Source organism: Shewanella sp. AS16 (genome assembly GCF_021412365.1).
In the GTDB taxonomy this organism is placed as follows: Bacteria; Pseudomonadota; Gammaproteobacteria; order Enterobacterales; family Shewanellaceae; genus Shewanella; species Shewanella salipaludis.
In genome coordinates this window covers 153,467-179,735 of the sequence record NZ_JAKCLK010000002.1, presented here as the reverse complement: position 1 = coordinate 179,735, position 26,269 = coordinate 153,467, and the positions used below count along the sequence as shown (strand labels likewise).

The following is a 26,269-nucleotide window of genomic DNA, read 5'->3' as shown; positions in this document are numbered from 1 at the left end:
TAATGCGGGTATGAGGTCGAGCCGATAGGGCCGAATACAGTATTGGTATTATTTGCGCCGAATGATACCTGAGTTCGGTGACAATTTCAGCGCACGGAGCGGATTTTCTCTGCAACGGCTGCGCCTCCGTCCGGTGCTTGCCGGGACCCGGGTTCGACGTCCGGCGGTGGACTTTGGTTTTCTGCGCACTTGAGGCACAATGAGGCAGCCTCTCAACCGCCGGTGGTTTCCTCCGGCGTGGTACTTCCAGGAATAATAATGACGAAAAATTGGATCACCTCGGCCCTCACAGCCATCCCACTCCTCCTAACCAGTCAGGTATGTATGAAACAGGCCAATGCCCTGGAGGGCAACAAGACTCCACTGACCATAGAACGTCTGTACGCCTCGCCGGCGCTGGCCGGCAGCAGCCCGAGGGAGCTGAAGCTCTCCCCCGACGGCAAACATGTCACCTACCTGGCGAGCCGCGCCGATAACCAGTACCGCTATGATCTGTGGCAGATGGATGTCGCCAGCGGCGAGCGCAGCATACTGGTCGATGCCGATAAGCTGGCGGGCGGCGAGCTGTCGGATGAAGAGAAGGCCCGTCGCGAGCGCCAGCGCATCTATGGCGAAGGCATAATGGAATACTTCTGGGCCGACGATAGCCGGGCGCTGCTGATCCCCGCCGCGGGCAAGCTGTATTATGTCTCCCTCGTCACTGGCAAGGTCGAGCCGCTGGCCACGGGCGAGGGCTTCGCCACAGATGCCCGCCTGTCACCCAAGGGGCATTATGTGTCCTTCGTGCGTGAGCAAAATCTCTATGTGCTGAATTTGGCCGACAACAAGTTAACGGCATTGACCACTGACGGTGGCGGCCTGATCAAGAACGCCATGGCCGAGTTCGTCGCCCAGGAGGAGATGGACAGGATGACGGGCTACTGGTGGGCGCCGGATGAATCGGCGATCGCCTTCACCCGCATCGACGAGTCTGGGGTCGAGTCTGTCACCCGTAACGAGATCTATGCCGATGGCATCAAACTGACCGAGCAGCGCTATCCCTACGCCGGCAAGAACAATGTCGAGATCGCCCTCGGGGTCGTGACCCTGGCGGATAAGCGCATCGACTGGGTCGACCTGGGTGCGGACAAGGACATCTATTTGCCGCGGGTGGATTGGTTGCCGGACAGTCGGCACCTGTCATTCCAATGGCAGAGCCGGGATCAGCAGGCGCTGGATCTGCGCTTGGTGGCCCTGAGCGGGTTGGGCAACCCCAGGACTCTGGTGCAGGAGCGCAGCGACGCCTGGGTGAATTTGAACCAGGATCTGCACTTCCTGAAAAAACAGCCGGCCTTCATCTGGGCCTCGGAGCGCGACGGCTTCAAGCATCTGTACCTGTTCGATCTCGAGGGTAAGCTCAAGCAGCGGCTGACGCGCGGCGACTGGGCCGTCGATGCGCTTGAGTATGTCGATGAAGCTTCTGGCTGGGTCTATTTTTCCGGCCGCAAGGATACGGTGATCGAGAAGCAGCTCTACCGGGTGCCGTTGGCGGGCGGCGAGATAGAGAATGTCAGTCAAGGTTCGGGCATGCACGATGCCGTGTTCGCCGAGAATAAGCCAGTGTATCTGGATTATTTCAGCAGCCTGTCGCAGCCGCCGCAGATAAGTCTGCACGATGCCTTGGGCCGGCAACTGGCCTGGGTCGAGCAGAATAGGCTCGATGAGCGGCATCCCTTGTATCCATACTTCGGCCTGTGGCAGCTGCCGGAGTTCGGCGAGCTGAAGGCCGAAGACGGCCAAAGCCTGAATTACCGCCTGTTCAAGCCGGTGCCCTTCGATGCAAAGAAAAAATACCCTGTGGTGGTACGGGTATACGGCGGGCCCCATGCCCAGCTGGTGACCAACAGCTGGAGTGAGCATGACTATTTCAGCCAGTATTTGCTGCAGCAGGGCTACCTGGTGTTCCAGTTGGATAATCGCGGCTCGGCCCATAGAGGCACCCGCTTCGAGCAGGTGATCTATAAGCAGTTGGGAGCGGCGGAAGTCGAAGATCAGAAGGCCGGGGTGGACCATCTGCGCAGCCTGGCGTTTGTCGACGCCGACAATATCGCCATCTATGGTCATAGTTACGGCGGCTACATGGCGCTGATGAGCCTGTTCAAGGCCCCCGATTATTTCAAGGCGGCGATTTCCGGCGCGCCCGTGACCGACTGGCGTTTGTATGACAGCCATTATACCGAGCGTTACCTGGCCAACCCGGCGCACAATGCCAAAGGCTATGAGGCCAGCAGCGTGTTGCCCTATGTGAAGGATTATCGCGCCGGCCTGCTCATGTACCACGGCATGGCGGACGATAACGTCCTGTTCGAAAACAGCACCCGGGTCTACAAGGCCCTGCAGGATGAGGGCAAGTTATTCGAGATGGTGAATTATCCCGGCTCCAAGCATTCGATGCGCGGCGAGGCGGTGCGTAACCATCTGTACCGGACCCTGAGCGACTTCTTAGACAGGAAGCTGAAGTAAGGCGGCTTCTGCCGGAGCCGGCCCGTCGAGGCCGCCGGTCTCGGGATGGCGGGGCGTTAACCCCCTACGTCATCAAGCATAAAAAATAGGCATAAAAAAATCCGAGTCATGGACTCGGATTTTTATTATGCGACTAAATGAAGATTAATCTTCCAGGTTGCCGCAGAAGCGATAGCCTTCACCGTGGATGGTGGCGATGATTTCCGGGGTATCGGGCAAGCTTTCGAAGTGCTTGCGAATACGACGGATAGTGACATCGACTGTGCGGTCGTGTGGCTTGAGTTCGCGGCCTGTCATCTTCATCAGCAGATCGGCACGGGTCAAGATCTTGCCTGGGTTCTCGACGAAGTGCAGCATGGCTCTGAACTCGCTGCGTGGCAGCTTATAGGCTTCACCCTGTGGGCTCACCAGAGAGCGGCTGTTGATTTCCAGGCTCCAACCGTTGAACTTGTAGTATTCCACCGAGGTTTTCTCTTCGACTTCGGCGCCTGCGCTGTTGACGCGAGTCAGAAGGTTACGGGCACGAATAGTCAACTCACGTGGATTGAACGGTTTGGTAATATAATCGTCCGCACCAATTTCGAGTCCAAGGATCTTGTCGACTTCGTTATCACGGCCTGTCAGGAAGATCAGGCCTATGTTGTTGATTTCTCGCAGCTCACGTGCCAAGAGCAAACCATTTTTGCCTGGCAGGTTGATGTCCATTACCACCAGGTTGATCTTATTTTCCTGCATGGCTTTATGCATCTCTGCGCCATCATTAGCTTCAGTGACCAGATACCCTTCTGCCTCGAAAATACTTCTCAGCGTGTTACGGGTAACGGCTTCATCTTCAACGATCAGAATGTGCGGGTTTTGCATGCTATTTACCTAAATATTAATCAATTCAATTCTAACCATAAGAGCCGCCTGCTGTGCGCCCTCATATCTATAAAACGCTGGCAATTCACTGAGCCACATGAGTGTTTCTCAAAAGACTAGTCTGGACGGCAACACACTGCATGATTAGTCGAGTATGCATTCCTTTCGCAGAAAGGGAAAACGCGACCTCTACCGACTTCGATAAACAGTAACTAAGTTAGTTCCTTAGCCCTTGTTTTGTTTTGAAGTTTACTTGTTAAATCAAATGTAGATCACATTATAGACGTATGTATTGCTAGCCACTTCCATGGCTCCCGTTAAATGTAACAAATTGTGTTTCAATAACAGGGGAAAAAGTGATTGCTAACCGCCGGCATTGTACTCGTTTTAGGCATTTGTTAACAAATGAAATGTTAACAAATTTCCGCCTCCTGGCCGGCTTAAGCACAACTCTTAGATTAACATATGATTTTAAACAGAAAAAATCCGTATCAAACTGTGAACCGGCTCACACCCTTTGGCATTCGGATTCTCTCTGCTACACTGGATCGGGTTCATTTACGAAAGTGAGACTATGAATAACTCAATAGATAGCCTGTGGCACCATTACAGCGAAACGCGGTTTTTATTGACTCAATCCCTATCCTGCCAGTTTTCCTTCGCCATCATAAGTGCCCACAACCCCCTGGGAACCCTGTTGACTCCCTGCCAGAACCGCCTGCTCGACAGGCAATTGCAATCCGAAATCGAAAAACTGCACCGGCCTTACAGGGCCTTGGTGGGCGCGGCCGCCGACTTGACCCACATGGAAAAGAGCTGGGCCGTGTTCATCGATAGGGAGCTTGCCGTCGAACTGGGGCGGCGCTTCAACCAAAATGCTATCTACTATGTGGAGCAGGGGCGACTCAGTCTGTTGCCCTGCATCGCCGCCAGGGATGAACTTAAGCTGGGCAGTTTTACCGAGCGCGTCAAGTTAGTGACAGAATTGCCGGAGCTGAACTGCTAGGCCGTTTGGGTCGACGGGACCGCCGCCGGCCGACTTTCAATGGATTATTTTGCTGACGCCATTGACTCGGCAAGGGGTTTATTGCTACTTTTTTCGTCCCTTCCTCCGGGAAGGCACAGAAGAGGAGCGTTAACTAGGTAGTAAGTCTGAGGAGCACACACTCCGGCGACGGCTTATGAGGGAGATTAACGCCGAGGTATTTCAGTGAGTCGTGCGCTGAGGTATCGGTCGTTCAGGTTGAATCCTGGCGATTGTCACCTGATTTTTGGTGGAGAGCTTCTGGTGACGATTGCTGTTTCCCTTCTTTGGGGTGCGTTATCTTTGCACCAGGCTCTTCGAACTCATAGGTTCGGAGTGTGATCATGTTAGTTTCTCAAGTCGTTTCGCGTGTGTTCCCCGTCTCTTCGCTGTCTGCGGAGGTGCGCTAATGTCCCTGGTCGTTGCTAAATTTGGTGGTACCTCGGTTGCCGATTATGACGCCATGGGGCGCAGCGCAGATATAGTGCTGGCCAATGCCGCTACCCGCATAGTAGTCGTGAGTGCCTCAAGTGGCGTCACCAACCTCTTGGTCGAATTGACTCAGGCGACCATCAACGACGAGCGTCGGCTGCAGTTGCTCAAGCAGATAGCCCAGATCCAATATCAGATAGTCGATGAGCTGGGGCGTCCGCAGGAAATCATAGCCGTGCTGGATAAGCTGTTGAGCCGCATGGCAGTATTGAGTGAAATGCTGGTGCTCAATCGCAGCAAGGCTGTCATGGATGAACTCCTGTCACTGGGGGAGCAATGCTCTTCGGCGCTGTTTGCCGCCGTGCTGCGGGAGAAGGGGGCCATCGCCAGCGCCTTCGATGTGCGCCGGGTGCTGCGCACCGACAGTCATTTCGGCCGGGCCGAGCCGCAGATAGAAGCCATCGCCTGCCTGACCCATGAGCATCTGCTGCCCTTCTTGCAAGATCAGATTATCGTCACCCAGGGATTCATAGGGGCCGACGATGAAGGCAGGACGACCACCCTTGGCCGCGGCGGCAGCGATTATTCCGCCGCCCTGTTGGCCGAAGCCCTGAAGGCCAGCGCGGTGGAGATCTGGACGGATGTGGCCGGGATTTACACCACAGATCCGCGCCTGGCGCCCAACGCCAGACCCATAGCTGAGATCAGCTTCAACGAAGCGGCCGAGATGGCCACCTTCGGCGCCAAGGTGCTGCATCCGGCGACTATTCTGCCGGCGGTGCGCCAGCAAATTCAGGTATTTGTCGGCTCGAGTAAAGAACCACAAAAAGGCGGTACCTGGATACGGCACCAGGTGGAGGATGCCCCCGTCTATCGCGCCGTCGCCCTGCGCCGGGATCAGACCCTGCTCAACCTGCATAGCCTGCAGATGCTGCATGCCCAGGGCTTCCTGGCCGAAACCTTCGCCACCCTGGCGCGGCATAAGATCAGCGTGGATCTCATCACCACCTCAGAGGTCAACGTGGCGCTGACCCTGGACAAGACGGGGTCGGATTCCAGCGGTCATGGCCTGCTCAGCGAAGCCCTGCTGCAGGAGTTGTCGCAGCATTGCCGGGTCAGGGTGGAGGACAAGCTGGCCTTGGTGGCCATCATAGGCAACAGAATTGCCACTACGCCGGGCGTATGCCGGCGGGTATTTGAAGTGCTCGAGCCCCACAACGTGCGCATGATATGTCAGGGCGCCAGCCCGCATAATCTCTGTGTGCTGGTGGCCGAATCCGAGGCAGCCCAGGTGGTGGCGGCGCTGCATCAGAACCTGTTCGAGGGCGCCTAGCATGAGGATGAGCAAGTCGTCGCTGCAGGTGGGGGAACTGGCCGCGGGCCAGGCGCTCGACATACCCGTATATCGGTTGCAACCAGAAGCAAACACAGGTCCCAGCGTCTATATCCAGGCCAACGTGCATGGCGCCGAGGTGCAGGGCAATGCGGTGATCTTCCAGCTGATGAAGCTGTTGGAAAACTACCGCCTCTTGGGTGAGATCACTCTGGTGCCGCTGGCCAATCCCTTGGGGATCAACCAGAAGAGCGGTGAGTTTACCCTCGGGCGTTTCGATCCCATCACGGGCAACAACTGGAACCGTGAGTATCTGGACTCTGCTATCGAGCTACCGCATTGGTATGCCGAACATGCGCGACTGGACGATGTCGGGATCATTCAGGCCTATCGCAGCGCCCTGGTAGAGAGTTGCCAGCAAAGGCTGAGCAATGCCTGGGGCATCACCACGGGCCATAGGCTGGCGGTGAATCTGCAGTCTATGGCACACAGGGCCGACATAGTGCTGGATCTCCACACAGGCCCCAAGTCATGCAAGCATTTGTATTGCCCCGAATATGAAGTGTCGGCGGCGCAGTACTTCTCCATTCCTTATACCCTGGTGATACCCAACAGCTTCGGCGGCGCCATGGATGAGGCGGCCTTCTGCCCCTGGTGGCGTCTGAGCGAATATGCGGCATCTCAGGGACGTGACTTGGGGGTTGCCGTCTCGGCCTTTACCTTGGAGCTTGCCAGTCAGGAGCGGATAGATCTTGCCGACGCCGAGCACGATGCCCGGGGCATATTGGCCTACCTGAGCCATAGAGGTGTGATAGCAGAGAGCGTCCGGCCAGCTGCCATGGCAAGGTACGGCTGTTATTTGCGCAATTATAAGAAGTTCCACGCCCCCAAGGCCGGCCTGGTGGAATATGTCGCCGAGGTGGGTGAGCCCCTGAAGGCGGGAGAGCACCTGGTTAACTTGCTGCGCTTGGATCACTATGGCACAGAGGAAGCCTTGACCCGCATCTCATTGCCAGTCGATTGTGTGCCGATACTGCACTTCGCTTCGGCGTCGGTGCATCAGGGCACAGAGCTGTATAAGGTGATGACTGAGGTGTTTCCACTCGACCCTTAGGCAAATGCTCTGTGAGCGGGATTGAGTTTGTCCCGCTCTGAGCTCGGGTCATTTCATCTTGGGCAGCCAGCATTTATGGCTCGACTCAATATACCTCAAGCGATATTCAGCAATGTGAGAATAGGTGGAGACTGCTCCAATAGCATGGGCGGCATCCAGGTTATCCATGATGACTAAGGCAACGCCAAATTATCGGTACGCTGCATAGATAACATCCACTCTATACATACAACTTATTGTTTATTTTTGAGGCGTCATTTCCAATGAAAAGGGATTTCCTGGCGGTATATTTTTAGCGCCTAATATATTCAGTGTTTCAAATGCCAATTCCGCCTCCAGTCCAGTCCTCTGTTATATAGAGTCTTCAATAGTATTTTTCTCCAATGCCTTTCTATGCCGCTTATTCCAGATGGCTAGGAAACCTTATTCGGTGCGATAAAGTGGATATTTACCGTCTGTTGTGTTGTTAATTGGTTGCGTTTTTGTGTGTTTTTATCTTGGTGTCACCTTATCGTCACTATAACTATAAATACTTGTATTAGATGATGTTGGTGTCTTTTTTCAGGTGGTCGTTAGACGACGAGAGTCATTTTTATGGCGCTTTTTTGGTGATTTGTTTGCCGATATGTTTTTCATGTGTTAAAAAGTCTAGCTCTTGGTTAACTATGCTGAGAGTACCGCCTTAACTCAAGGGGTTCTGCAGGATAAGCGAATCAGAGTTTATCGGTGAATGGACGATTTTTATTATAACGAGAAAGCACTTTCAGGTGTTTGAGGATATAACAGGTGAAAAGTCAAGTAGCAATTGCGGTGTCAGCCGCACTGATGTCGATGGCAATGAGCGTCGAGGCCGCGAGCCAATTAGAAGTTTCCATTTCCAAGCCAAATTTACAACCGGGTTTCATTACCGCAGTACATTCCAAGAGTTCTGCTCAGGATTTGAATGCTGGTCATAGTGCTGTGTTCACGCCTGAAACCAATCTTCCTTCTGGAACTTATCGTTATTTTGTTCGTCTGCTCGAGAGTCCAGTTGCCCTTTATCAAGGTGGTATTGAAGGCTACCAAGCCACATCATCTGATGTTGTTAAGGGAAATAGTCGCAAGTTGGATGTCAACAGTCAGAACGTTAAGTCATATCGTTCATTCCTTAACAAGCGTCAAGACAGTGTGATACAGAAAGCAATGGTGTTGCTCGGTGAGTTGAATGTAAAGCAACGTACAACTTTAGCTTATAATGGCATGGTCGTCGAAATGACACAGGCTCAAGCCGCCAAGCTTGCCACTGTTCCAGGTATTGCCCATATTAACCGGGAAATACTGCGTAAACCTATGTCTGATTCCGGCCCGGCGATTATCAAGGCTCCGACAGTTTGGAGCGGCGAAGCGACGGGTGTCGAGAGCAAAGGTGAAGGTATGATAGTGGGTATCATAGATACAGGTATCAATACCGACCATCCATCATTTGCCGACATAGGTGGTGATGGATACGATCATACCAACCCATGGGGCTCGGGTGTTTATTCTGGTGATTGCGCCGGTGACTTCCCTGAATTGTGTAATGATAAACTGATTGGTGTGCATAGCTGGCCGGCAGTGACTGCTGGCTATTTAGATCACGATATTGATGTGCCTGCCAACGGTGAGGATCACAACGGTCATGGTTCTCACACTGCGAGTACTACAGCGGGTAACGTCTTGCTGGAACAAGCTGTTCCTAATGCTAACGGTGAATCGACTGGGGTAGTATTTGATTCAATGTCGGGGGTCGCCCCCCACGCCAATATAATATCTTATCAGGTGTGTTTACCTGGTGAAGACGATGCAATTGGTTTTAGCGGTTGCTTGCCTTCCCTGACAGTGCTCGCGGTGGAACATGCCATAGAACATGGCGTCGATGCTCTCAACTATTCTATCGGCGGTGGTTCAAGCGACCCTTGGAACGATGCGGATGCATTGGCATTCCTGGCTGCTCGCAAGGCGGGTATTCATGTGGCTACATCTGCCGGTAACTCAGGTCCTGGTCCTGAAACCGTAGGTTCTCCCGGTGATGCGCCTTGGATAACTACCGCCGCTGCCTATACCCATGACAGAGACTTCAAAGATAAAACACTCAGTGGTTTCCAGGGAGGAGATGCTGTCGCACCAGAGGCATTAACGGGTAAAGCTATGACGGGTGCCTTTGCTGGCCCAATTGTCTACGCCGGTGATTTTGAGAACCCTAACGACCCAGGCAGCGACCCCGCCCAGTGTTTGAAGCCATTCCCTGAAAACACTTTTGAATCTGATACCATAGTAGTGTGTGACCGTGGCGCGATTGCTCGTGTCGATAAAGGACGTAACGTATTGGCAGGTGGTGCCGGTGCTTTGGTACTGGCCAACGTTACCGGTGGTGCTGACAGTGTCGTCGCTGATGCCCATGTATTACCTGCCATCCACATAAATGCCGCCCAAGGTAACGAATTACGTACTTGGTTAGCGAGTGGTGAAGGTCATAAGGCCAGCATATCAGGGACTGAAGTAGTTCATGATGACAAGCTGGCACGTATCGCTGCCGAGTTTACCTCGCGCGGACCGAATAAATCCGTGCCGGACGTGATCGCGCCTTCGATTGCCGCCCCAGGCGTGAGCATTTTTGCCGCTTATGCAAACAGCCAATCGGCCGGCTTTAAAGAGTCTCCAGATCCAGCTGATTTCGCTTTCCTGAGCGGTACCTCCATGGCCAGTCCGCATGTTGCCGGCGCCTTGACTCTGTTGGCCAGCATTCACCCCGAATGGACGCCAGCCGAGATCCAATCGGCGCTGATGCTGACAGCAAATCAAAAGACCTTCAAGGAAGATGGCAAGACACCGTCAGATTTCTTCGATATGGGCGCGGGTTTTGCCGATATTGAAGCAGCCGCCAAGACTGGGCTGGTGATGGATGAAACTTATGTCGGTTATGTGAAAGCCGATCCTGCCTTGGGTGGTCAGCCATCACAGATCAACTTACCGACTATGGCCAACGCCAAGTGTGTCGACACTTGTACCTGGACTCGTACAGTGAAGGCAACCAAAGCCGGCAGCTGGACTGCCAGTGCCATAGGCATGGCCGATGGTTTGGTATTGACTGTCACTCCGGCGAGTTTCGAGTTGGCAGAAGGCGCGACTCAGGAGTTGACTGTTACGGCAAATGTTGCCGCCGCCAGCGAAGGCTGGAACTTTGCCAACATCAAGCTGGCAGCGGAAGGCATGCCGGAAGTTAAACTGCCTGTAGCTGTTATGGCCAATGGCGACAACTTACCAGGCAGCATAGATATTGTTGCTGGACGCACCGTCGGCAGCATGACCTACAGCGGCTTTGTGGCTAAAGACTTAACCAATATCAAAGCGGGTATTTACGACAAGGCGAGCAATTTGATTACGCCTCAAGTACTGTCGGTGCCGGAAGATGATTATGATGCAATTGTGGTGACCTTTAGCGAAGTAGTGCCTAACATCAAATTCAGCACTTCATCCGAGACGGCACCAGACGTAGACTTGCGGATTTTGGACAGCACTTTTGCGAAGATAGGCAGCAGTGCCGGCCCAGATTCCAATGAGTCTGTCGCCTTTACCAACCTGCCTGCCGGCAAATATTATGTGGTGGTTGATGGCTATAAGGCATCTACTCCGGGTGGCAGTGACGATGTGCTTGTGTCTGTAACCTCGGTATTGCCTACAGAAGATTCGTTGAGTGACACAGCGTCAGTGAAAGTTAAAGAGGAAGCAGGTAAATTCAGCTTAACTTTCGACTGGGATACGGATAAAAACGCGAATGGTATTCTTATTCTCGAGTCCGGGGATATGAGTGCGATGAAGCAAGTGCCGTTCAGCATCACACGTAAAGATGAAGTGACTCAAATTGCCAATCTTTCTGACAGCATGGTTGCTGGAGAAGCGAACAGAGTCAGCTTCGAGGTTGCCGCCAACTTCACGGATGCAGATAAGGAATATTCATTTACGGCTCTGATGTCCGCAGGGCATAAAGTCGAAAATATCTCCAATGGCGGAGTTCAGGAAGGCAACACTATTACTTGGACCGTGGTTCAGAAAGCGGACTCGGGTGAGAACTTATCGGTTGGGTTTGATTTGGTGCCTACTAAGGCGGGTGATGCCTTTGCACTTAAACTGACTGATGAACTCGATGGCGATATGGTCGAGAAGACATATAAGTTTGGTGTTATGGAGGTTGCTCCTGTAGCTAACATAAGTGCGCCGACAGCTGTGCAAGAGCTTCAGGACGTAGTTGTCAATGGTACCTTATCCTCAGATGGTAATGATGATGCTCTGACGTATAAATGGGTGCAGACGGCAGGCAAAGTCGTTGCTGTCGATACATCGAGTGGTAGCTTGAGCTTCAAGGCTCCCGAAGTAGGAGAAGGCGGTGATGTACTGTCGTTCAATCTGACAGTGACCGATACTCAAGGCAACTCAGATACTCAGTCAGTATCTATTGCCGTGAGTGACAAGCCAAGCAACGATGGTGGTGCGCTCGGTTGGTTATCTCTGCTGTTGGTGCCGTTCGCTTGGACACGCCGTAAACTGAAGGCATAAACTTGCGATAGTTAAATAAGTACCGAAAAAAGGCTAACCTCAGGTTAGCCTTTTTTATTTCCCCCAACTGGGTCGCTATAAAGCGAGTCACATATGGCAAGTGGGCAGGATATCCGTCATGGGTTTGTTGGTTATTGCTGCTCCTGCGGCTGTTCCATTCACGCCTATTCCACTGCCATGAATTAAGGTTTTACCGATCTGACTATGGGGTTTTGCAGGCTGATGAGGGTCTCGGTGGATTGGATCTCATCTATGGACTGGATGCGGTTGATCAGCACATGTTGCAGGCCGTCGATGGATTGACACATGACCTTGACGAAGACGCTGTAGTTGCCCGTGGTGTAGTAGGCTTCGACCACTTCTTCCAGGGCGTTGAGCTTGGCGATGGCGGCCGGGTAGTCACCGGCGCTCTTGAGATTGATGCCTATGAAGCAACAGACGTCGTAACCCAGGGCCTTGGGATTGACAGTGATCTGCGCCCCTGTGATGATCCCCGCCTGCTTCATCTTCTCGACCCGCACATGAATGGTGCCGGCGCTGACCCCGAAACGCTTGGCCAGTTCGGCGAAGGGGGTGCGGGCATCCTGCATCAGGGCCTGAAGGATTTGGTTGTCTAGTTGATCGCGTTGAAATGATGCATCCACAGCTTAGTGCTCGATAAATTTACGAATAGCGATAAATTTACGTCTTTTGCTGATAATTGGCCAGAGCTAAAGCGGCTTTTAATGCAAACAGTGAATTATTGATTTCCCTCGGCGGTGGCAAAAGGCACCTCACAACTGAAGCTCATGGCTTCGCCGCTGTAGGGGTGGGTGAAGCTCAGCTCGGCGGCATGCAGCAGGAGTCGTGGTGCCAGGCTCTTGGCCAGAGGGTCGGCGTAGAAGCCATCGCCGAGAATGGGGTGACCTAGTGCCATCATGTGCACCCTCAGCTGATGGGAGCGGCCAGTGATTGGGGTGAGCCTGACCAGGGTCGAGCGCCGGCCGCGGCTGATGATCTCCACATGGGTCAGCGATGGCTTGCCGAGCTGGTGATCTACCTTCTGCTTGGGGCGGTTGGGCCAGTCGCAGATCAGCGGCAGCTCGACGCTGCAGGGGGCGCTGACATGGCCGGCGACCCGGGCGAAATAGATCTTATGGGTCTCGCGGTCGCGAAATTGGCGCTTGAGTTCACGCTCGGCGCTGCGTCTCAGGGCCACCACCATGACGCCCGAGGTCGCCATGTCCAGTCGGTGGACTATCTGGCTGTTGGGATGCTGGGCCAAAATGCGGGAATAGATGCTGTCGCTGTGGGCCGGATCCCGGCCAGGCACAGACAAGAGGCCTGAGGGCTTATTCACCACCATGATGTCTTTGTCTTGGTAGAGTATCTCCAGCCAAGGGGTGGTCGGCGGTTGGTAAATAAAGTCAGTCATGAAATTTGGCCTGGTTATCTGTGCGCGGCAAAGATACCCTCGCATTCGTATGGGTGCAAGCCCAATCATCTGGGCTATTGCCGAGCTGCGCCGAACCGGGGAATGGCCCGCAGCAGAGACCTGCAGCAAAGGCAAGTGTCGGTGCCGGCTGGCAAAGAGCGAGTAGCAAAGGATAATCCGAGCTAAAATGCGCTCTTACGCAAGGACAAGCAGGGGCGATTCACTTAAACTTCTGCCTGGACCCCCAATTTTCTGCCAGTCTGGAGCCCTAAAGATGAAAATGGCTTTCTTCAGTGCCAAGCACTACGACATAGAGCACTTCAACCGCATCAATGCCGACCCTGCGACCCGGACGGCTATTCAGATAGACTATTTCGATTCCCGGCTATGTCCCAAGACGGCCAAGCTGGCCCATGGCGCCAGCGTGGTTTGCGCCTTCGTTAACGACGATCTGAGCGAGGCTGTGTTGAGCGAGTTGGCCGAGCACGGCACCCGGATCATCGCCATGCGCTGCGCCGGTTTCAACAACGTAGATCTCGAAGCCGCCAAGCGTCTGGGGCTCAAGGTGGTGAATGTGCCTGCCTATTCTCCCGAGTCTGTGGCAGAACACACAATAGCCCTGATCCTGACCCTGAACCGCAAGATACATAAGGCCTATCAACGCACCCGGGACGCCAACTTCTCCCTCGAAGGCCTGGTCGGCTTCAACCTGTTCGGCAAAACCGTCGGGGTGATAGGCACGGGCAAGATAGGCCTGGCCACCATCAAGATATTGCTGGGATTCGGCTGCAAGGTGCTGGCTCACGATCCTTTTCCCAATCCCAAGGTGGCTGAGCTAGGTATCGCCTATCTGCCGCTCGCCGAGCTGTACCCCAAGTGTGACATCATCAGCCTGCATTGCCCGCTGACGGCGGACAATTTGCACCTGCTGAATAAGGATAGCTTCGCGCAGATGAAGCCTGGGGTGATGGTGATCAACACCAGCCGCGGCGGCCTGCTGGATGCCCCTGACGCCATGGAAGCCCTGAAATCGGGGCAGATTGGCGCTTTGGGGATGGACGTGTATGAGAACGAGAAGGAGCTGTTCTTCGAAGACAAGTCCAACGAGATCATCCAGGACGATGTGTTCCGCCGGCTGTCGGCCTGTCACAATGTGATCTTCACCGGCCATCAGGCCTTCCTCACCGAAGAGGCGCTCAATGCCATAGCCAGTACCACCCTGGACAATGTGCAGACACTGCTCAGGGGCGAGTCATCGGCTAATGAATTGTATTAAAAGTTATTTGTCTGGCTCTCGCGCAAGTTCAGTGCGAGCCGGACCCAAATTCGCTTAAGTGAGAGCAAGAGATTATGTTAGTGACCACAGAGGTTCAGGATATCGACACTCAGACCGGCAAGATGCGCACCTATGTGTATCGGCCGGCCGCCGAGGGGCGTTTCGGCACTGTGATCTTCTATTCGGAGATCTTCCAGCAAACCGCCCCCATCGCCAGGGCGGCTTGCATGCTGGCGGGCCATGGCTTTGTGGTGCTGGTGCCCGAGGTATTTCACGAACTCAATCCCCCGGGCACAGTGCTGGCCTACGATGATGCGGGTAAAGACAAGGGTAACCAGGATAAGTTTGCCAAGCCGTTGGAACAACATGACAGCGATACCCAGGCATTGCTCGATTTTGCCGCTCGCCAGGCGTTTTGTAATGGCAAGGTCGGCGCCATGGGGGTCTGCATAGGTGGGCATCTGGCGTACCGTGCCGCGCTCAATCCGCGGCTTGAGGGCGCTTTTTGTCTGTATGCGACGGATATCCACTCCAACAACTTGCCATGCCAGGCGGGCAATGACTCTCTGAGCCGCACGGCGGACATTCGGGGAGAGCTGTTCATGGTGTGGGGCAAGCAAGATCCCCATGTCCCGAGCGCAGGCAGGCAAGTGATCCATCGCAGGCTGGAGGATACCGGGCGTCACTTCAGTTGGCTGGAGGTCAATGCCCAGCATGCCTTCATGCGTGATGAAGGTGACAGGTACGATCCCGCCTTGGCGCTGCAGATGTATCAGCAGGCGAATGCCTTCTTCCAGCGCTTGCTCGGCTAAGGCCGGTATTGCCTGCTTTTCGCCGCAAACAGGCCGGCAAACTGCGAGATAAATGCAGGCAAGCCGGGTGGGATTTGGCATAATAGCGCCCAATTGAAAACCCGACGAATGCCGGCGGCGTTATCCTATCGATGACGAACCGCCCGCGTTTGCCCATTGCTCAAGCCCGTCTTGTGCCGAGATGCCAGTCCATGTCAGAGATGAAGTTGTTACATGAAACCCAGGATGCCCTCGGGCCTATCCGCGTGTTCGATGACGGCACAGCCCGAGTCCTGTCTTTCGGTGACAATGACGAGCAGAGCAAGCTGCTCAAGGCGGCACCTCATATTCCCCAGCACACCTATGTGCAGGCCATGCTGTTGATCTTGCTGTTCTGTCGTCCCAAGAGCGCCATAGTGCTGGGGCTGGGCGGCGGCGCCTTAATCCATGCGCTGCGGCGCTTCGATGCCGGCATCAAGCTGTCGGCGGTAGAACTCAGGGAGGAAGTGATCGCCCTGGCCAAGCGCTATTTTCAGTTGCCGCTCGGCAAGAAGCTCAACATCATTCATCAGGACGCCAATCAGTTTTTGAGTGACGCAGGGCATAAGAAGGTCGATGTGATCTTCGCCGACATGTATGTCGAGAAAGGCATAGACAAGGGCCAGGTCTCGGCGCGGTTCATCGGTCATTGTGCCGCCCTGCTCAAGGCCGATGGGCATCTGGTGCTCAACTGCTGGAAGGAGCATAGCCAGGACAGAGAGCTGTTGGCGCATCTGCAAGCGCATTTCAAGGAAGTTAGGGCCTGCCTGACCGGCGGCGGCAACTGGGTGGTGTTCGCCGCCAAGGTGCCCCAGGACGCTACTGCGTCCGGGCTCAAGGCTGCGGCCCAGGACTTGTCACAGCAACTGGACTTCGTCCTCGGCCGTTCCCTGACCCGCTTCGGCCCCTGGGAATAGCCGCCGTACTTTCATGGCCGTACTTGCATGGCCTTGCCTGAGCCCAGCCTGCTTGGGCTCACAGCCTTTAAGCCGAGTGCCCGGGACAAAGGCCCGGCCATCCCAGTATAAAAAACCGATTAAGCCGATAGTTTTTATCCGTTACAATTAATTTTTCCGATTGCGTAGTATGACTTCCATCGACAGGGAAGATGAAGTTTCCTGTTACTTTCAAGCAGAAAATGGAGCGTCAAATGACTCAATCTATCATCAACACTAATATCAAACCTTTCAGCGCCACCGCCTTCCACCAGGGCGAATTCGTCCCTGTGACAGAGCAAGATCTCTTGGGCAAGTGGTCCGTGGTGTTCTTCTACCCGGCCGACTTTACCTTCGTCTGTCCAACCGAGCTGGGCGACATGGCCGATCATTATGACAAGCTGCAGGCCATGGGTGTGGAAGTCTATTCGGTATCGACCGACACTCACTTCACCCACAAGGCCTGGCACGATACCTCGGATACCATCAACAAGATCCAATTCCCCATGCTGGCCGATCCCACAGGCGCCATCAGCCGCAACTTCGGCGTGATGATAGAGGAAGAAGGCCTGGCGCTGCGCGGCACCTTCGTGATCAACCCAGAGGGGCAGATCAAGGTCAGCGAAGTGCATGATCTGGGCATAGGTCGCAGCGCTCAGGAGCTGGTGCGTAAAATCCAGGCCGCCCAATATGTGGCTACCCATGACGGTGAAGTCTGCCCGGCCAAATGGCAACCGGGTGACGACACTCTGGCGCCTTCCCTGGATCTGGTCGGTAAGATCTAAGGTCAGGCCTTAGTCTGAGTCACCCGGGCAGGCGCTGTGCCGGGTGACGACTGGCCGCCTTTGCTGGCCAGTTACTTACAGAAGCGACTCGAGTGAGTCTCTCACATCATTATATCGGGTGCGCGCAGCCAATCACTGACAGTCCAGGGAGTCGTCATGTTAGATACGAATTTAAAAAATCAACTGCAAACCTATTTGCAAAACCTCAAAACACCGGTTGAGCTGCTCGTGTCGGCTGATGTGGACAATAAGTCGCTGGAACTGCGACGCCTGGCCGAGGACATTGTCAGTCTCTCCCCATTGGTGAGCCTCAAGGCCGTCGACGGCGAGCGTACACCGGCGATGACACTGGTCAATCCCCAGAGCAACACCAGGATAAGCTTTGCCGGTTTGCCCATGGGCCACGAATTCACCTCACTGGTGCTGGCGCTGCTGCATAGCGGTGGCCATCCCACCAAACTCGGCGACGAACAAATAGCGCAGATACGTGAGCTGCCTGGCACTTACCGCTTCGAGACCTATGTGTCGCTCAGCTGCCAGAACTGCCCGGATGTAGTGCAGGCGCTCAACATGATGGCGGCCATCAACCCCAATATCACCAATGTGATGATCGACGGCGCCCTGTTTCAGGACGAAGTGAATGAACGCAACATAATGGCCGTGCCTTCCGTCTATCTGAACGGCGAACCTTTCGCTCAGGGCCGCATCAGCCTGGGCGAAATACTCAACAAGCTGGACACCAAGGCCGCGAGCCGCAAGGCCGAAGCCATCAATGCCAAAGCCCCCTTCGAGGTGCTGGTGGTCGGTGGTGGCCCGGCGGGCGCAGCAGCGGCCATTTATGCGGCCCGTAAGGGCTTGCGCACCGGCATAGTTGCCGACAAGTTTGGGGGGCAGGTGGCCGAAACCGTCGGCATTGAAAACTTCATCTCGGTGCAGGCGACCCAGGGGCCCAAGCTGGTGGCCAACCTGGAAGCCCATGTGCGCGACTATGAGGTCGACATCATGGACAACCAGAGGGCCATGTCACTCGCCTCCCTAGGACAGACAAGCCAGGGACTGTTCGAACTCGAACTGGCCAGCGGCGCCAAGCTGCGCAGCCGCACTGTATTACTGGCCACGGGGGCCCGCTGGCGTGAGATGAATGTGCCAGGCGAGCAGGAATACCGTGGCAAGGGCGTGGCTTACTGCCCCCACTGCGACGGTCCACTGTTCAAGGGCAAGCGGGTGGCGGTGATCGGCGGCGGTAACTCGGGTATCGAAGCGGCCATAGATCTGGCCAACCTGGTCGAGCATGTGACAGTGCTGGAGTTCGATGCCAGGCTGCGTGCCGATGAGGTGTTGCAGCGCAAGGCACAGTCCATGGGCAATATCAAGATCATCACCCAGGCCCAGACCACTGAGGTGACCGGCGATGGCACCAGGGTCAATGGCCTGAACTACACAGACAGGCAGACGGGGGCCAGTCATCATCTGGCGCTGGCGGGGATCTTCGTGCAGATAGGCCTGGTGCCCAACGCCGAATGGCTCAAGGGCACGCTCGAACTCACCCCCAGGGGGGAGATCTTGGTCGATGCCCGCGGGCAAACCTCTATCCCCGGCGTCTTCGCCGCCGGCGACGTGACCGACTCGCCATTCAAGCAGATCATCATCGCCATGGGCAGCGGTGCGACCGCCTCACTCGGGGCCTTCGACTACCTTATTCGCCACAGCGATGAGAGCCTAGATAAGAGCGCAGCCTCCGAGTCTCTGGAGACGGCGCCCGAGAAGGACGTCGAGGCGGCCTAAGACTCAGGGAGCATGGCTGTGAAAGCCGACAAAAAGCCAGCACTTGTGCTGGCTTTTTGTGGTTGGAACATCCGCCCGGCTCTTGCGTGAGCCGCCGCATTTCTCCGGGTCAGGCCATCACATCTATGTTGTGGCCCGTGTTATTCACCGGGGCGGGGGCAATGTCGGCGGCATCGATCAGCTGCATGACCATCTCGCCCTGCATCTCTTGTTGCTGTTTCGCCAGCTGCATGACCTTCACATTGACGTTGTCGTTGCTGACATTGTTGGGCTGAGCCGAGGCATTGATAGCGAGTGGCATCTGGGTCTCTCTAAAATTCCATGGATAGCCCTATATCGGCCCACGCAGGCGAAACTTTAGCCCGCATGGGCAAGGTTTCCCGGCGGCGCATATTGGGCCCTGGCATGGCGCGCGGCCCTCTGGCTATGGTGTTCTGGGCTATGGTGTTCTGGGCTATGGCGTTCTTCCGGGAATAGAAGTATATTGCACACAACTTATATCGATTCTCTCTTAGGTGTGAAAATGTCTGCAGCCGATGAAAACCTATGCCTGGACAATCAGGTGTGCTTCGCCCTCTACAGCGCCGCCAACGCCATGGTGCGGGCCTATCGCCCCCTGCTGGACAAGCTGGATCTGACCTATCCCCAATACCTGGTCATGCTGGTGTTATGGCAGGAGCAAGGGATCAGCGTCAAGACCCTGGGGGATAGGCTGCATCTGGACTCAGGTACCCTGACGCCGCTGCTGAAACGGCTGGAGGCCAAGGGGCTGGTGAGTCGTGGCCGCAGCGAGCGTGACGAGCGGGTGCGGGTACTGCAGTTGACCCAGGCGGGTGGCGAACTGCAACTCGCCGCCAGGGGCGTTCCCGAGCAGATGCGCTGCAAGGTGGGTGGCTCCACCGACGAGCTGCTGGCCTTGAAGGCCCTATGCGAGCAGGCGCTGGAGCGACTCAGTCAGGCCCAGGACTGAGGATACAGGGTTCTAGACACAGGGCTCTAAACACAGGGCAGGGCTCTTATATTGGGATGGCAGCTTAAGGAAGTTACATGGAAAGTTATGACTTGGTCATCATAGGTGGCGGGATCAACGGCGTCGGCGTGGCCCAGTGTGCCAGCGCCGCCGGTTATTCAGTGCTGCTGCTGGAGCAGGGCGAAATCGGGGCCCAGACCTCGGCCAATTCCAGCAAGCTGATCCATGGCGGCCTGCGCTATCTGGAAAACGCCCAGTTGCATCTGGTGCGCGAGTCCTTGCTCGAGCGCCGTGCCTTGCTCAGGTTGGCGCCGACCCTGGTCAAGCCGGTGCGCTTCTATATCCCTGTGTACAGCGACAGCCGGCGCAGCCCATGGACCATACGCGCAGGTCTGAGCCTGTATGCCGTGCTGAGTGAGTTCGATTCCCTGGGACGCTTCGAATCCATTCCCGCCATGTATTGGCCGAAAATCCAAGGCTTAAAATTGCAGGGGCTGAAGGCAGTATTTCAATACTGGGATGCCCAGACCGACGACAAGCTGCTGACCCGGGCGGTCGGACGCAGCGCCGTCTCCCTCGGTGCCACTGTGTTGACCCAGGCCAGCTGCCTGGAGATAAAGCATGGTCCCGAGCTATGCCGTGTCGGCTATCGCCATCAGGGAAGCGAGCGGTTGGTCAGCGCCAAGGCCGTCGTCAATTGTGCCGGCCCCTGGGTCAACCGGGTGCTGGCAAGCGTCACCCCGGCGATCGCCGCCGAGGCCATAGACTGGGTGCAGGGCACCCACCTGTTGCTGGATATCCAGGCGCTGGATGGCATACTGTATCTTGAGTCCTGTTTCGATAAGCGGGTGATCTTCGTCATGCCCTGGTATGGCAAGACGCTGATCGGCACCACTGAGACTGTGCTGTCGTCACTGGGAAATAAGCCGGAGCCGACCCGGGAGGAAATCGACTATCTGCTGGGCATATATACGCATTATTTCCCGGCGGCGGGGGATGTGACGGCGCTGAGCGCCAAGATCCTCGGCAGCTTCTGTGGTGTGCGGGTATTGCCGCGTCAATCCGGCAATGCGTTCGAGCGGCCGCGGGATGCGCTGCTCCAATGCCGGCCCAGTCACCCGCGGCTCTTGAGCCTGTACGGCGGCAAGTTGACCACCTTCAGACGCACGGCCAAGGAGGCCGTCGACTGGTTAACCCAAACCTTGGGTCCCAGGGCCCGGCTCGCCGATGTCGATGAGCTGGAATTGTCTTAGCCAGGGTGATGAATAATGATTTTTGCGCCGAAAAACGCTAGAGTGTGACGTTTTCAGCCCAAGCCCCAATATGAGCTCTAATATGAGCCCTGTATGGGTTCAGAGACAGCCGAGTGATCTTGCCGTGAAGTGTGCCTATTTTGAGTCTGGCCTATGCCTGTCCTGCCGTCATATTCGGCTGCCCATGGCCGAGCAAGTCGCGGCCAAGACCCGGGAACTACAGGCGCTGCTGGCCAATTTTGCGGTGCAAGCCTACTTGCCGCCCGTGTTGAGTGCCGAAACCGCCTTTCGCAACAAGGCCAAGATGGTGGCCCTGGGCGCCGCCCATCAGCCTATCCTTGGCCTGCTCAGCCCAAGCGGCGAGGCGGTCAGCCTCTGCGATTGCAGCCTCTATCCCGACGACATGCAGCAGTTGCTGCATCGACTCGAGACCTTCGTGCGCCAGGCGGGTCTGCCGCCCTACCAGGTTTCCAAGGCCAAGGGCGAGCTCAAGTTTGTGCTCCTGACCCGCAGCCAGGCCAAAGGTGAGTATATGCTCAGGTTCGTGCTGCGCTCCCACCAGGCCATAGCGCGCATCGAGCGTGAGCTGCCCAAGCTGCTGGCGGAATATCCGCAGATCAAGCTGGTGTCGGTCAACATACAGCCTGTGCATATGGCGATCCTCGAAGGCGAGGAAGAGATCTTTCTCACCCGGCAGACCCGGCTGGAAGAGAGGTTCAACGATGTGCCTCTGTATATCCGCCCCAAGAGTTTCTTCCAGACCAATCCGGATGTCGCGGCCCAGCTGTACCGGACGGCCCGTGATTGGGTGGCCGAATTCAAGCCGACCAGCCTCTGGGATCTCTTCTGCGGCGTCGGCGGTTTCGGGCTGCACTGCGCCGCCAAAGACATCAGCTTAACAGGCATAGAGATAGAGACCGAGGCCATCGCCTGCGCCAAAATGTCGGCCGCGGCCATGGGGCTGGAAAAGGTCAGTTTCAGCGCCCTGGATTCCACCGATTTCGCCAGGGGCGAAAGCGCTGCAGATAAGCCGGATCTCATCATAGTCAATCCGCCCAGGCGCGGCATAGGCGAGACCCTGTGTCGCTCCCTGAGCGAGTTCGCCCCCAGGGCTATCCTCTATTCCAGCTGCAACCCCAAGACCTTGGCCAAAGATCTGGCCCATATTCAAGGTTATGCCATCACCAAGGTGCAGCTGTTCGACATGTTCCCCCACACGGATCACTTCGAAGTGCTGGTGATGCTGGAGCGCGAGGCCTGAGCCGTACCCGGCCCAGGTAAAATTATTTCCCCGAATGTCATCTCTGGGGCATCTTGATGTCATAATCTGGCCCAGTCGTATCATTGCAGGGAACCTTAGCTATATGTGGCAGATCTTTTTACGTTTTCTTTCTCTTGGGTTGGTGAGTTTCGGTGGTCCGGCGGCCCATATAGGCTATTTTCGCCAGACCTTCGTCAAGGAGCTGGGCTGGCTGGATGACAAGCGTTTCGCCGGTCTGGTGGCCCTGAGCCAGTTCATGCCCGGGCCTGGCTCCAGCCAGCTGGGTTTCGCCATAGGCTATTACCGCGGCGGATTGAACGGCGCCCTGGCCGCCTTCGCCGGCTTCACCCTGCCATCCTTCATCCTCTTGTATTTGCTGGCGGTGACCAGTGCCCAATGGCTGGACAATGGCTATTTCAACGGCGTCATCCATGGTCTCAAGCTGCTGGCCGTGGTGGTGGTGTTTGATGCCGTGCTCGGCATGTTCGGCCAGTTTTGCCGCCGTAAGCTCACCCAAGGGCTCATGCTGGCGAGCGCCGTCACCATGTTGCTGCTGCCGGCCATGGGCGCGCAGCTGTTGCTCTTGTGCCTTGGGGCCATAGCAGGCGCTGTCTGGCTCAACGGCCGGCAGGCGGGGGCAGCGGCCACGAGCGCGCCGCCGGCCATCAGGCTCAATCTGGTCTGGCTGGGGCTGTTTGGCGCCTTGCTGTTGGCCTCCTTCTATTGGCTGTCCCAGGGTAGTGGCCTGACTCTGGTGTTCGCCCAGTTCTATCAGGTGGGCAGCCTGGTGTTCGGCGGCGGCCATGTGGTGCTGCCGCTGCTGGAGACCCATGTCGCCCAGGCCATGAGCGGCGATCGCTTCCTCACCGGCTATGCCCTGGCCCAGGCCGTGCCCGGGCCCATGTTTACCCTGGCGACGTTTCTGGGGGCCGAGCTTTGGCTCGAGCAGCCGCTGCTGGGCGCCCTGGTGGCGACCGGGGCCATCTTCCTGCCCGGATTCCTGCTGATGCTGGTGGGCCTGGACAGCTGGCATTTCATCGCCGCCCGTCCCAGAATTGCCGCCGCCATCGCCGGGGTCAACGCCTGCGTGGTGGGGCTGCTGTTGGCGGCCCTGTACCGGCCGGTATTCAGCAGTGGCGTGGTCTCGCCCCAGGATATGGCGCTGGTTCTGGTGGGCTTCGGCTGTCTCAAGCTATTCCGGCCGCACATAGTGCTGCTGGTGGCCGGCTTTGCCGGCGCCGGCATATTGGCGAGTGTATTGGCAGGCTAGCTGCCACCGACCCAGGAATGGCATTTGATCCCCGGAGGATGCGATGAATATCCAACATTTGAAGGCCTTCGTGCTCGCGACCCAACTGGGCTCAGTGTCGGCCGCGGCGCGGGTCATGGGCAAGCGCCAACCACAGCTGAGCCAGTGGATAGCCGAGCTGGAAATCGATCTCGGGCTCAAGCTGTTCGAGCGCAGTCAGAATCAAATCAGCCTCAGTCAGGCAGGGGAGAGCCTCCTGCCTGTGGCCACCCTGGCGCTGGCCCAATGCGAGCGCTTCTATCAATCGGCCGGCAGTCTGGCACAGCATGGCACAGGCACCGTCATCCTGGGGGTAGAGAATTATATTCCCATGGAGGGCCTGGCCCCGGCGTTGAGTGACTATTTGAGGCAATTTCCCGATCTGGATCTGATCCTCAAGAACGACAGCCATGAGGCCCTGAGCCAGGCTTTCGAGCGGGGCGAATGTGACCTGCTGTTGCTCCACGAGGATATGGCCCTGCATCAGCCCGATTGGGGTTATTGCCGTGTGGGTGAATATGAGGAGTGCATTCTGGTTGCCGGCACGCATCCCCTGAGCGGGGCGGCGCGGGTGGATCCGGGTCAGCTTGCCGGCTATCGTGAATGGGTTTGGGCCCGTGGCCGGGAGGCGCGCCAGAGTATGGAGCTGGGCTTCAGTGGTTGCTATGGCCTGATCTCGGATCTGCAGCTGCTCAAGCGGCTGCTGCGCGATTCTGACGGTTTTGCCTTCCTGCCGCTGTCGTTGGTGCAGGCAGAATTGGCGGATGCCAGTCTGGTGCGGCTGCAGCTGAGCAGCGAGCTGGCGCCAATCAAGCGCCGGCTGGAACTGCGCTGGCACCATGGATTCGATAGCGGCGCCCTGGGCGGCCCCTTGATCGAACTGCTCAAACGCCGCCTGCTCTGATCCCCTGGCGCGGCCTCAGCGCGCCTCATCCAGATTGAATACCCGCTCACCTTCGAGCCAGGTCATGAGTATCCTGGTGGCGGCAATTTGCTCTGGTGCCAGCTGGGTGATGTCCCGCTCCAGCACCACAAGATCGGCCGCCTTGCCCGGCTCAAGTGATCCCGTGATCTCGGCTATTCCCAGTGCCCTGGCCGCATTCAGGGTATAGGCGTCTATGGCGGCGTCTATGTCCGGCAGGCCTGCTTCCCCCATGTAGAGGGCATTGGCTATGCCTATCAAGGGATTGAGCGGATTGACGTTCCAGTCGCTGCTGAGGGTGACATTGGCCCCGCTTCGGTAGATGGCATTGATTGGCAGCAGGGCATGGGCCCGTTGTCGGCCGATGAAGGGCACGGCCCAGTCATGCTCCTGCTCGGCGATATAATCGCTGCCCAGCTGAAAGTCGGCATCGACATCCAGGGTTGCGAAACGTCCTATGTCTTGGGGAGACACCATCTCCAGGTGGGTCATGCCATAGGGACGTTTGACCCCCTTGGCCCGCATCGCCGCTATGGCATCCAGGCTATTGCGCACCCCGGCATCGCCTATGGCGTGTATGTGGGCACCGAATCCCAGCTTGTCGAGTTCGCTCAGCCACCAGCCCAGCCTGTCGGCCGGAATGTACTCCAGTCCATGGGGGAGATCCCGGCTGTAGCTCCAGTCGTAGGGCGTCAGGGTGCTGGCGGTGCCATTGCTTATGATGCCGTCGCTGTAGAGCTTCACCTGGTTGAGCAGCAGACGCCTGCCTGGATCATCCGAGTGGATCTGCTTGAAGAAGGCCAGCTGCGGCGCCGGATCTGTGGCAGGATAGACCCAGGGCCTGAGGCTGACCCTGGCGGTCAATCTCTCTTCGGCCTCGAGTTTGAGCCAGGTGTCGAGCCAGCCCCGTTTCCAGTACAGCCGGCCGTCGCCTATGCTGGTGATGCCGTTCTCGGCCGCAGCCGCCAGGCCGTTGAGCAGGCCCCTCTCGTTGGCGGCCTTGAGATCCGGCTGGGCCTGCCAGGCCTGCTCCATCACCAGCTCTCCGGCATTGTCCAGCAACACCCCGAGTAACTTTCCCGTATCCGGGTCCTTGAGTATCTTGCCGCCCTGGGGATCCGGGCTGGCGGCGTCGATTCCTGCCTTGGCCAGCGCCACCGAGTTGACCCACATGGAATGCGAGGTCTGCTCCATGATCACCACGGGATTGTCCGGGAAGATGGCGTCCAGGACCGCCAGCGGCGAGGGACCGGTTTCGGTGAGCAGGGCGCTCAACTGGTGGCCATAGCCGAGCAGCCAGTCACCCGCGCCGAGATCCCGGCGGCAGTGCTTCAGGCTGAGGACATAGGCGTCGAGATCCCTGTCTCTATCCAGCAAACAGTCGCTGCCTATCTCGCCGGCGGCTTCAAACACATGATTGTGGTTGTCTATGAAGCCGGGCAACACATAGCCGCCCTGCAGATCTATCACCTCGGTACCTGGGCTGACATGCTTCATGCTGTCGTCCGAGCCTATGTAGATTATCTTGCCATCCTTGATCGCCAGGCTGCTGGCGCCCTGATGGCCGTAGATCTTGGCATGGGTCAGCAGGGTATCGGCCTGTTCATCGCTGGCGCAGGCCGATAAGCTGATGGCTCCGGACAACGCCAGGGTTTTCAGCAAGTTTTGCTTGTGGCTGTTAATCATGGTCTTTCAGTTCCTTAGCATGAGGT

The 26,269-nt window shown here is 56.6% G+C and carries 20 protein-coding genes and 1 riboswitch; of the genes, 15 read left to right on the top strand and 5 right to left on the bottom strand.

Translation table 11 applies throughout. The annotated features are described in order from the left end of the window. Positions 1 to 258: 258 nt before the first annotated feature. Positions 259 to 2,502 (top strand): S9 family peptidase, encoded by a 2,244-nt coding sequence (locus LZP73_RS05630; protein ID WP_234233488.1) that lies wholly within the window; start codon positions 259 to 261, stop codon positions 2,500 to 2,502. Positions 2,503 to 2,646: 144 nt separating this feature from the next. On the opposite strand, the gene arcA is transcribed toward LZP73_RS05630, so the two are convergent. Beyond that, entirely contained in the window at positions 2,647 to 3,363 is a 717-nt protein-coding gene (arcA, locus tag LZP73_RS05625; RefSeq protein WP_169564674.1) for a two-component system response regulator ArcA, read from the bottom strand. Positions 3,364 to 3,937: 574 nt separating this feature from the next. On the opposite strand from arcA, the gene LZP73_RS05620 reads away from it, so the two are divergent. The 4 genes from LZP73_RS05620 to LZP73_RS05605 all read left to right on the top strand — a co-directional run bounded on the left by LZP73_RS05620 (position 3,938) and on the right by LZP73_RS05605 (position 11,838). Beyond that, positions 3,938 to 4,369: a DUF3293 domain-containing protein gene (locus tag LZP73_RS05620; RefSeq protein WP_234233486.1), complete on the top strand. Its 432-nt coding sequence runs from the start codon at positions 3,938 to 3,940 to the stop codon at positions 4,367 to 4,369. Positions 4,370 to 4,480: 111 nt separating this feature from the next. Then, positions 4,481 to 4,656: riboswitch (Lysine riboswitch) on the top strand. Between the two features lie 140 nt (positions 4,657 to 4,796). After that, positions 4,797 to 6,152, top strand: coding sequence for a lysine-sensitive aspartokinase 3 (gene lysC, locus LZP73_RS05615; protein ID WP_234233485.1), 1,356 nt, complete (start codon positions 4,797 to 4,799; stop codon positions 6,150 to 6,152). Between the two features lies 1 nt (position 6,153). After that, positions 6,154 to 7,266, top strand: a complete 1,113-nt coding sequence (locus LZP73_RS05610) for a succinylglutamate desuccinylase/aspartoacylase family protein (RefSeq protein WP_234233484.1) — start codon at positions 6,154 to 6,156, stop codon at positions 7,264 to 7,266. A gap of 786 nt (positions 7,267 to 8,052) precedes the next feature. Next, a complete protein-coding gene (locus LZP73_RS05605) occupies positions 8,053 to 11,838 on the top strand; it encodes a S8 family serine peptidase (protein ID WP_234233482.1) in 3,786 nt (1,261 codons plus the stop codon). 182 nt (positions 11,839 to 12,020) lie between these two features. Here LZP73_RS05605 and asnC read toward each other — a convergent pair whose 3' ends face one another. Next, positions 12,021 to 12,482 carry a transcriptional regulator AsnC gene (gene asnC, locus LZP73_RS05600; RefSeq protein WP_169564678.1) on the bottom strand — a complete coding sequence of 154 codons (462 nt, stop codon included), beginning with the start codon at positions 12,480 to 12,482 and terminating at the stop codon, positions 12,021 to 12,023. Positions 12,483 to 12,577: 95 nt separating this feature from the next. Further along, entirely contained in the window at positions 12,578 to 13,252 is a 675-nt protein-coding gene (gene rluA, locus LZP73_RS05595) for a bifunctional tRNA pseudouridine(32) synthase/23S rRNA pseudouridine(746) synthase RluA (protein ID WP_234233480.1), read from the bottom strand. 274 nt (positions 13,253 to 13,526) lie between these two features. Between rluA and LZP73_RS05590 the strand changes: the two genes are divergently transcribed. The 5 genes from LZP73_RS05590 (at position 13,527) to ahpF (ending at position 18,863) form a co-directional block, all read left to right on the top strand. Then, positions 13,527 to 14,528 carry a 2-hydroxyacid dehydrogenase gene (locus tag LZP73_RS05590; RefSeq protein WP_234233478.1) on the top strand — a complete coding sequence of 334 codons (1,002 nt, stop codon included), beginning with the start codon at positions 13,527 to 13,529 and terminating at the stop codon, positions 14,526 to 14,528. Positions 14,529 to 14,602: 74 nt separating this feature from the next. Beyond that, on the top strand, positions 14,603 to 15,340 hold the full coding sequence (locus LZP73_RS05585; RefSeq protein ID WP_234233477.1) for a dienelactone hydrolase family protein: 738 nt from the start codon (positions 14,603 to 14,605) through the stop codon (positions 15,338 to 15,340). Between the two features lie 191 nt (positions 15,341 to 15,531). Beyond that, positions 15,532 to 16,275: a spermidine synthase gene (locus tag LZP73_RS05580; protein WP_234233476.1), complete on the top strand. Its 744-nt coding sequence runs from the start codon at positions 15,532 to 15,534 to the stop codon at positions 16,273 to 16,275. Positions 16,276 to 16,508: 233 nt separating this feature from the next. Continuing rightward, a complete protein-coding gene (ahpC, locus tag LZP73_RS05575; RefSeq protein WP_234233475.1) occupies positions 16,509 to 17,078 on the top strand; it encodes an alkyl hydroperoxide reductase subunit C in 570 nt (189 codons plus the stop codon). 156 nt (positions 17,079 to 17,234) lie between these two features. After that, the gene (ahpF, locus tag LZP73_RS05570; protein WP_234233474.1) at positions 17,235 to 18,863 is read left to right on the top strand and encodes an alkyl hydroperoxide reductase subunit F; all 1,629 of its coding nucleotides are present in this window, start codon (positions 17,235 to 17,237) and stop codon (positions 18,861 to 18,863) included. A gap of 109 nt (positions 18,864 to 18,972) precedes the next feature. On the opposite strand, the gene LZP73_RS05565 is transcribed toward ahpF, so the two are convergent. Next, positions 18,973 to 19,164, bottom strand: a complete 192-nt coding sequence (locus LZP73_RS05565; protein WP_234233473.1) for a cytoplasmic protein — start codon at positions 19,162 to 19,164, stop codon at positions 18,973 to 18,975. A 222-nt stretch (positions 19,165 to 19,386) separates the two neighbouring features. On the opposite strand from LZP73_RS05565, the gene LZP73_RS05560 reads away from it, so the two are divergent. The 5 genes from LZP73_RS05560 (at position 19,387) to LZP73_RS05540 (ending at position 24,539) form a co-directional block, all read left to right on the top strand. Beyond that, positions 19,387 to 19,833, top strand: coding sequence for a MarR family winged helix-turn-helix transcriptional regulator (locus LZP73_RS05560; protein ID WP_234233472.1), 447 nt, complete (start codon positions 19,387 to 19,389; stop codon positions 19,831 to 19,833). Between the two features lie 77 nt (positions 19,834 to 19,910). Continuing rightward, positions 19,911 to 21,086, top strand: a complete 1,176-nt coding sequence (locus tag LZP73_RS05555; RefSeq protein WP_234233471.1) for a glycerol-3-phosphate dehydrogenase/oxidase — start codon at positions 19,911 to 19,913, stop codon at positions 21,084 to 21,086. An 82-nt stretch (positions 21,087 to 21,168) separates the two neighbouring features. Continuing rightward, positions 21,169 to 22,347, top strand: coding sequence for a 23S rRNA (uracil(747)-C(5))-methyltransferase RlmC (rlmC, locus tag LZP73_RS05550; protein WP_234233470.1), 1,179 nt, complete (start codon positions 21,169 to 21,171; stop codon positions 22,345 to 22,347). A 103-nt stretch (positions 22,348 to 22,450) separates the two neighbouring features. After that, complete coding sequence (gene chrA, locus LZP73_RS05545; RefSeq protein WP_234233469.1) at positions 22,451 to 23,617, top strand: chromate efflux transporter; 1,167 nt, start codon at positions 22,451 to 22,453, stop codon at positions 23,615 to 23,617. A 43-nt stretch (positions 23,618 to 23,660) separates the two neighbouring features. Next, positions 23,661 to 24,539: a LysR family transcriptional regulator gene (locus LZP73_RS05540; protein ID WP_234233468.1), complete on the top strand. Its 879-nt coding sequence runs from the start codon at positions 23,661 to 23,663 to the stop codon at positions 24,537 to 24,539. Between the two features lie 15 nt (positions 24,540 to 24,554). Here the strand turns inward: LZP73_RS05540 and LZP73_RS05535 are convergent, their stop codons facing one another. Beyond that, positions 24,555 to 26,243, bottom strand: a complete 1,689-nt coding sequence (locus LZP73_RS05535) for an amidohydrolase (protein ID WP_234233467.1) — start codon at positions 26,241 to 26,243, stop codon at positions 24,555 to 24,557. Between the last annotated feature and the right edge of the window lie 26 nt (positions 26,244 to 26,269).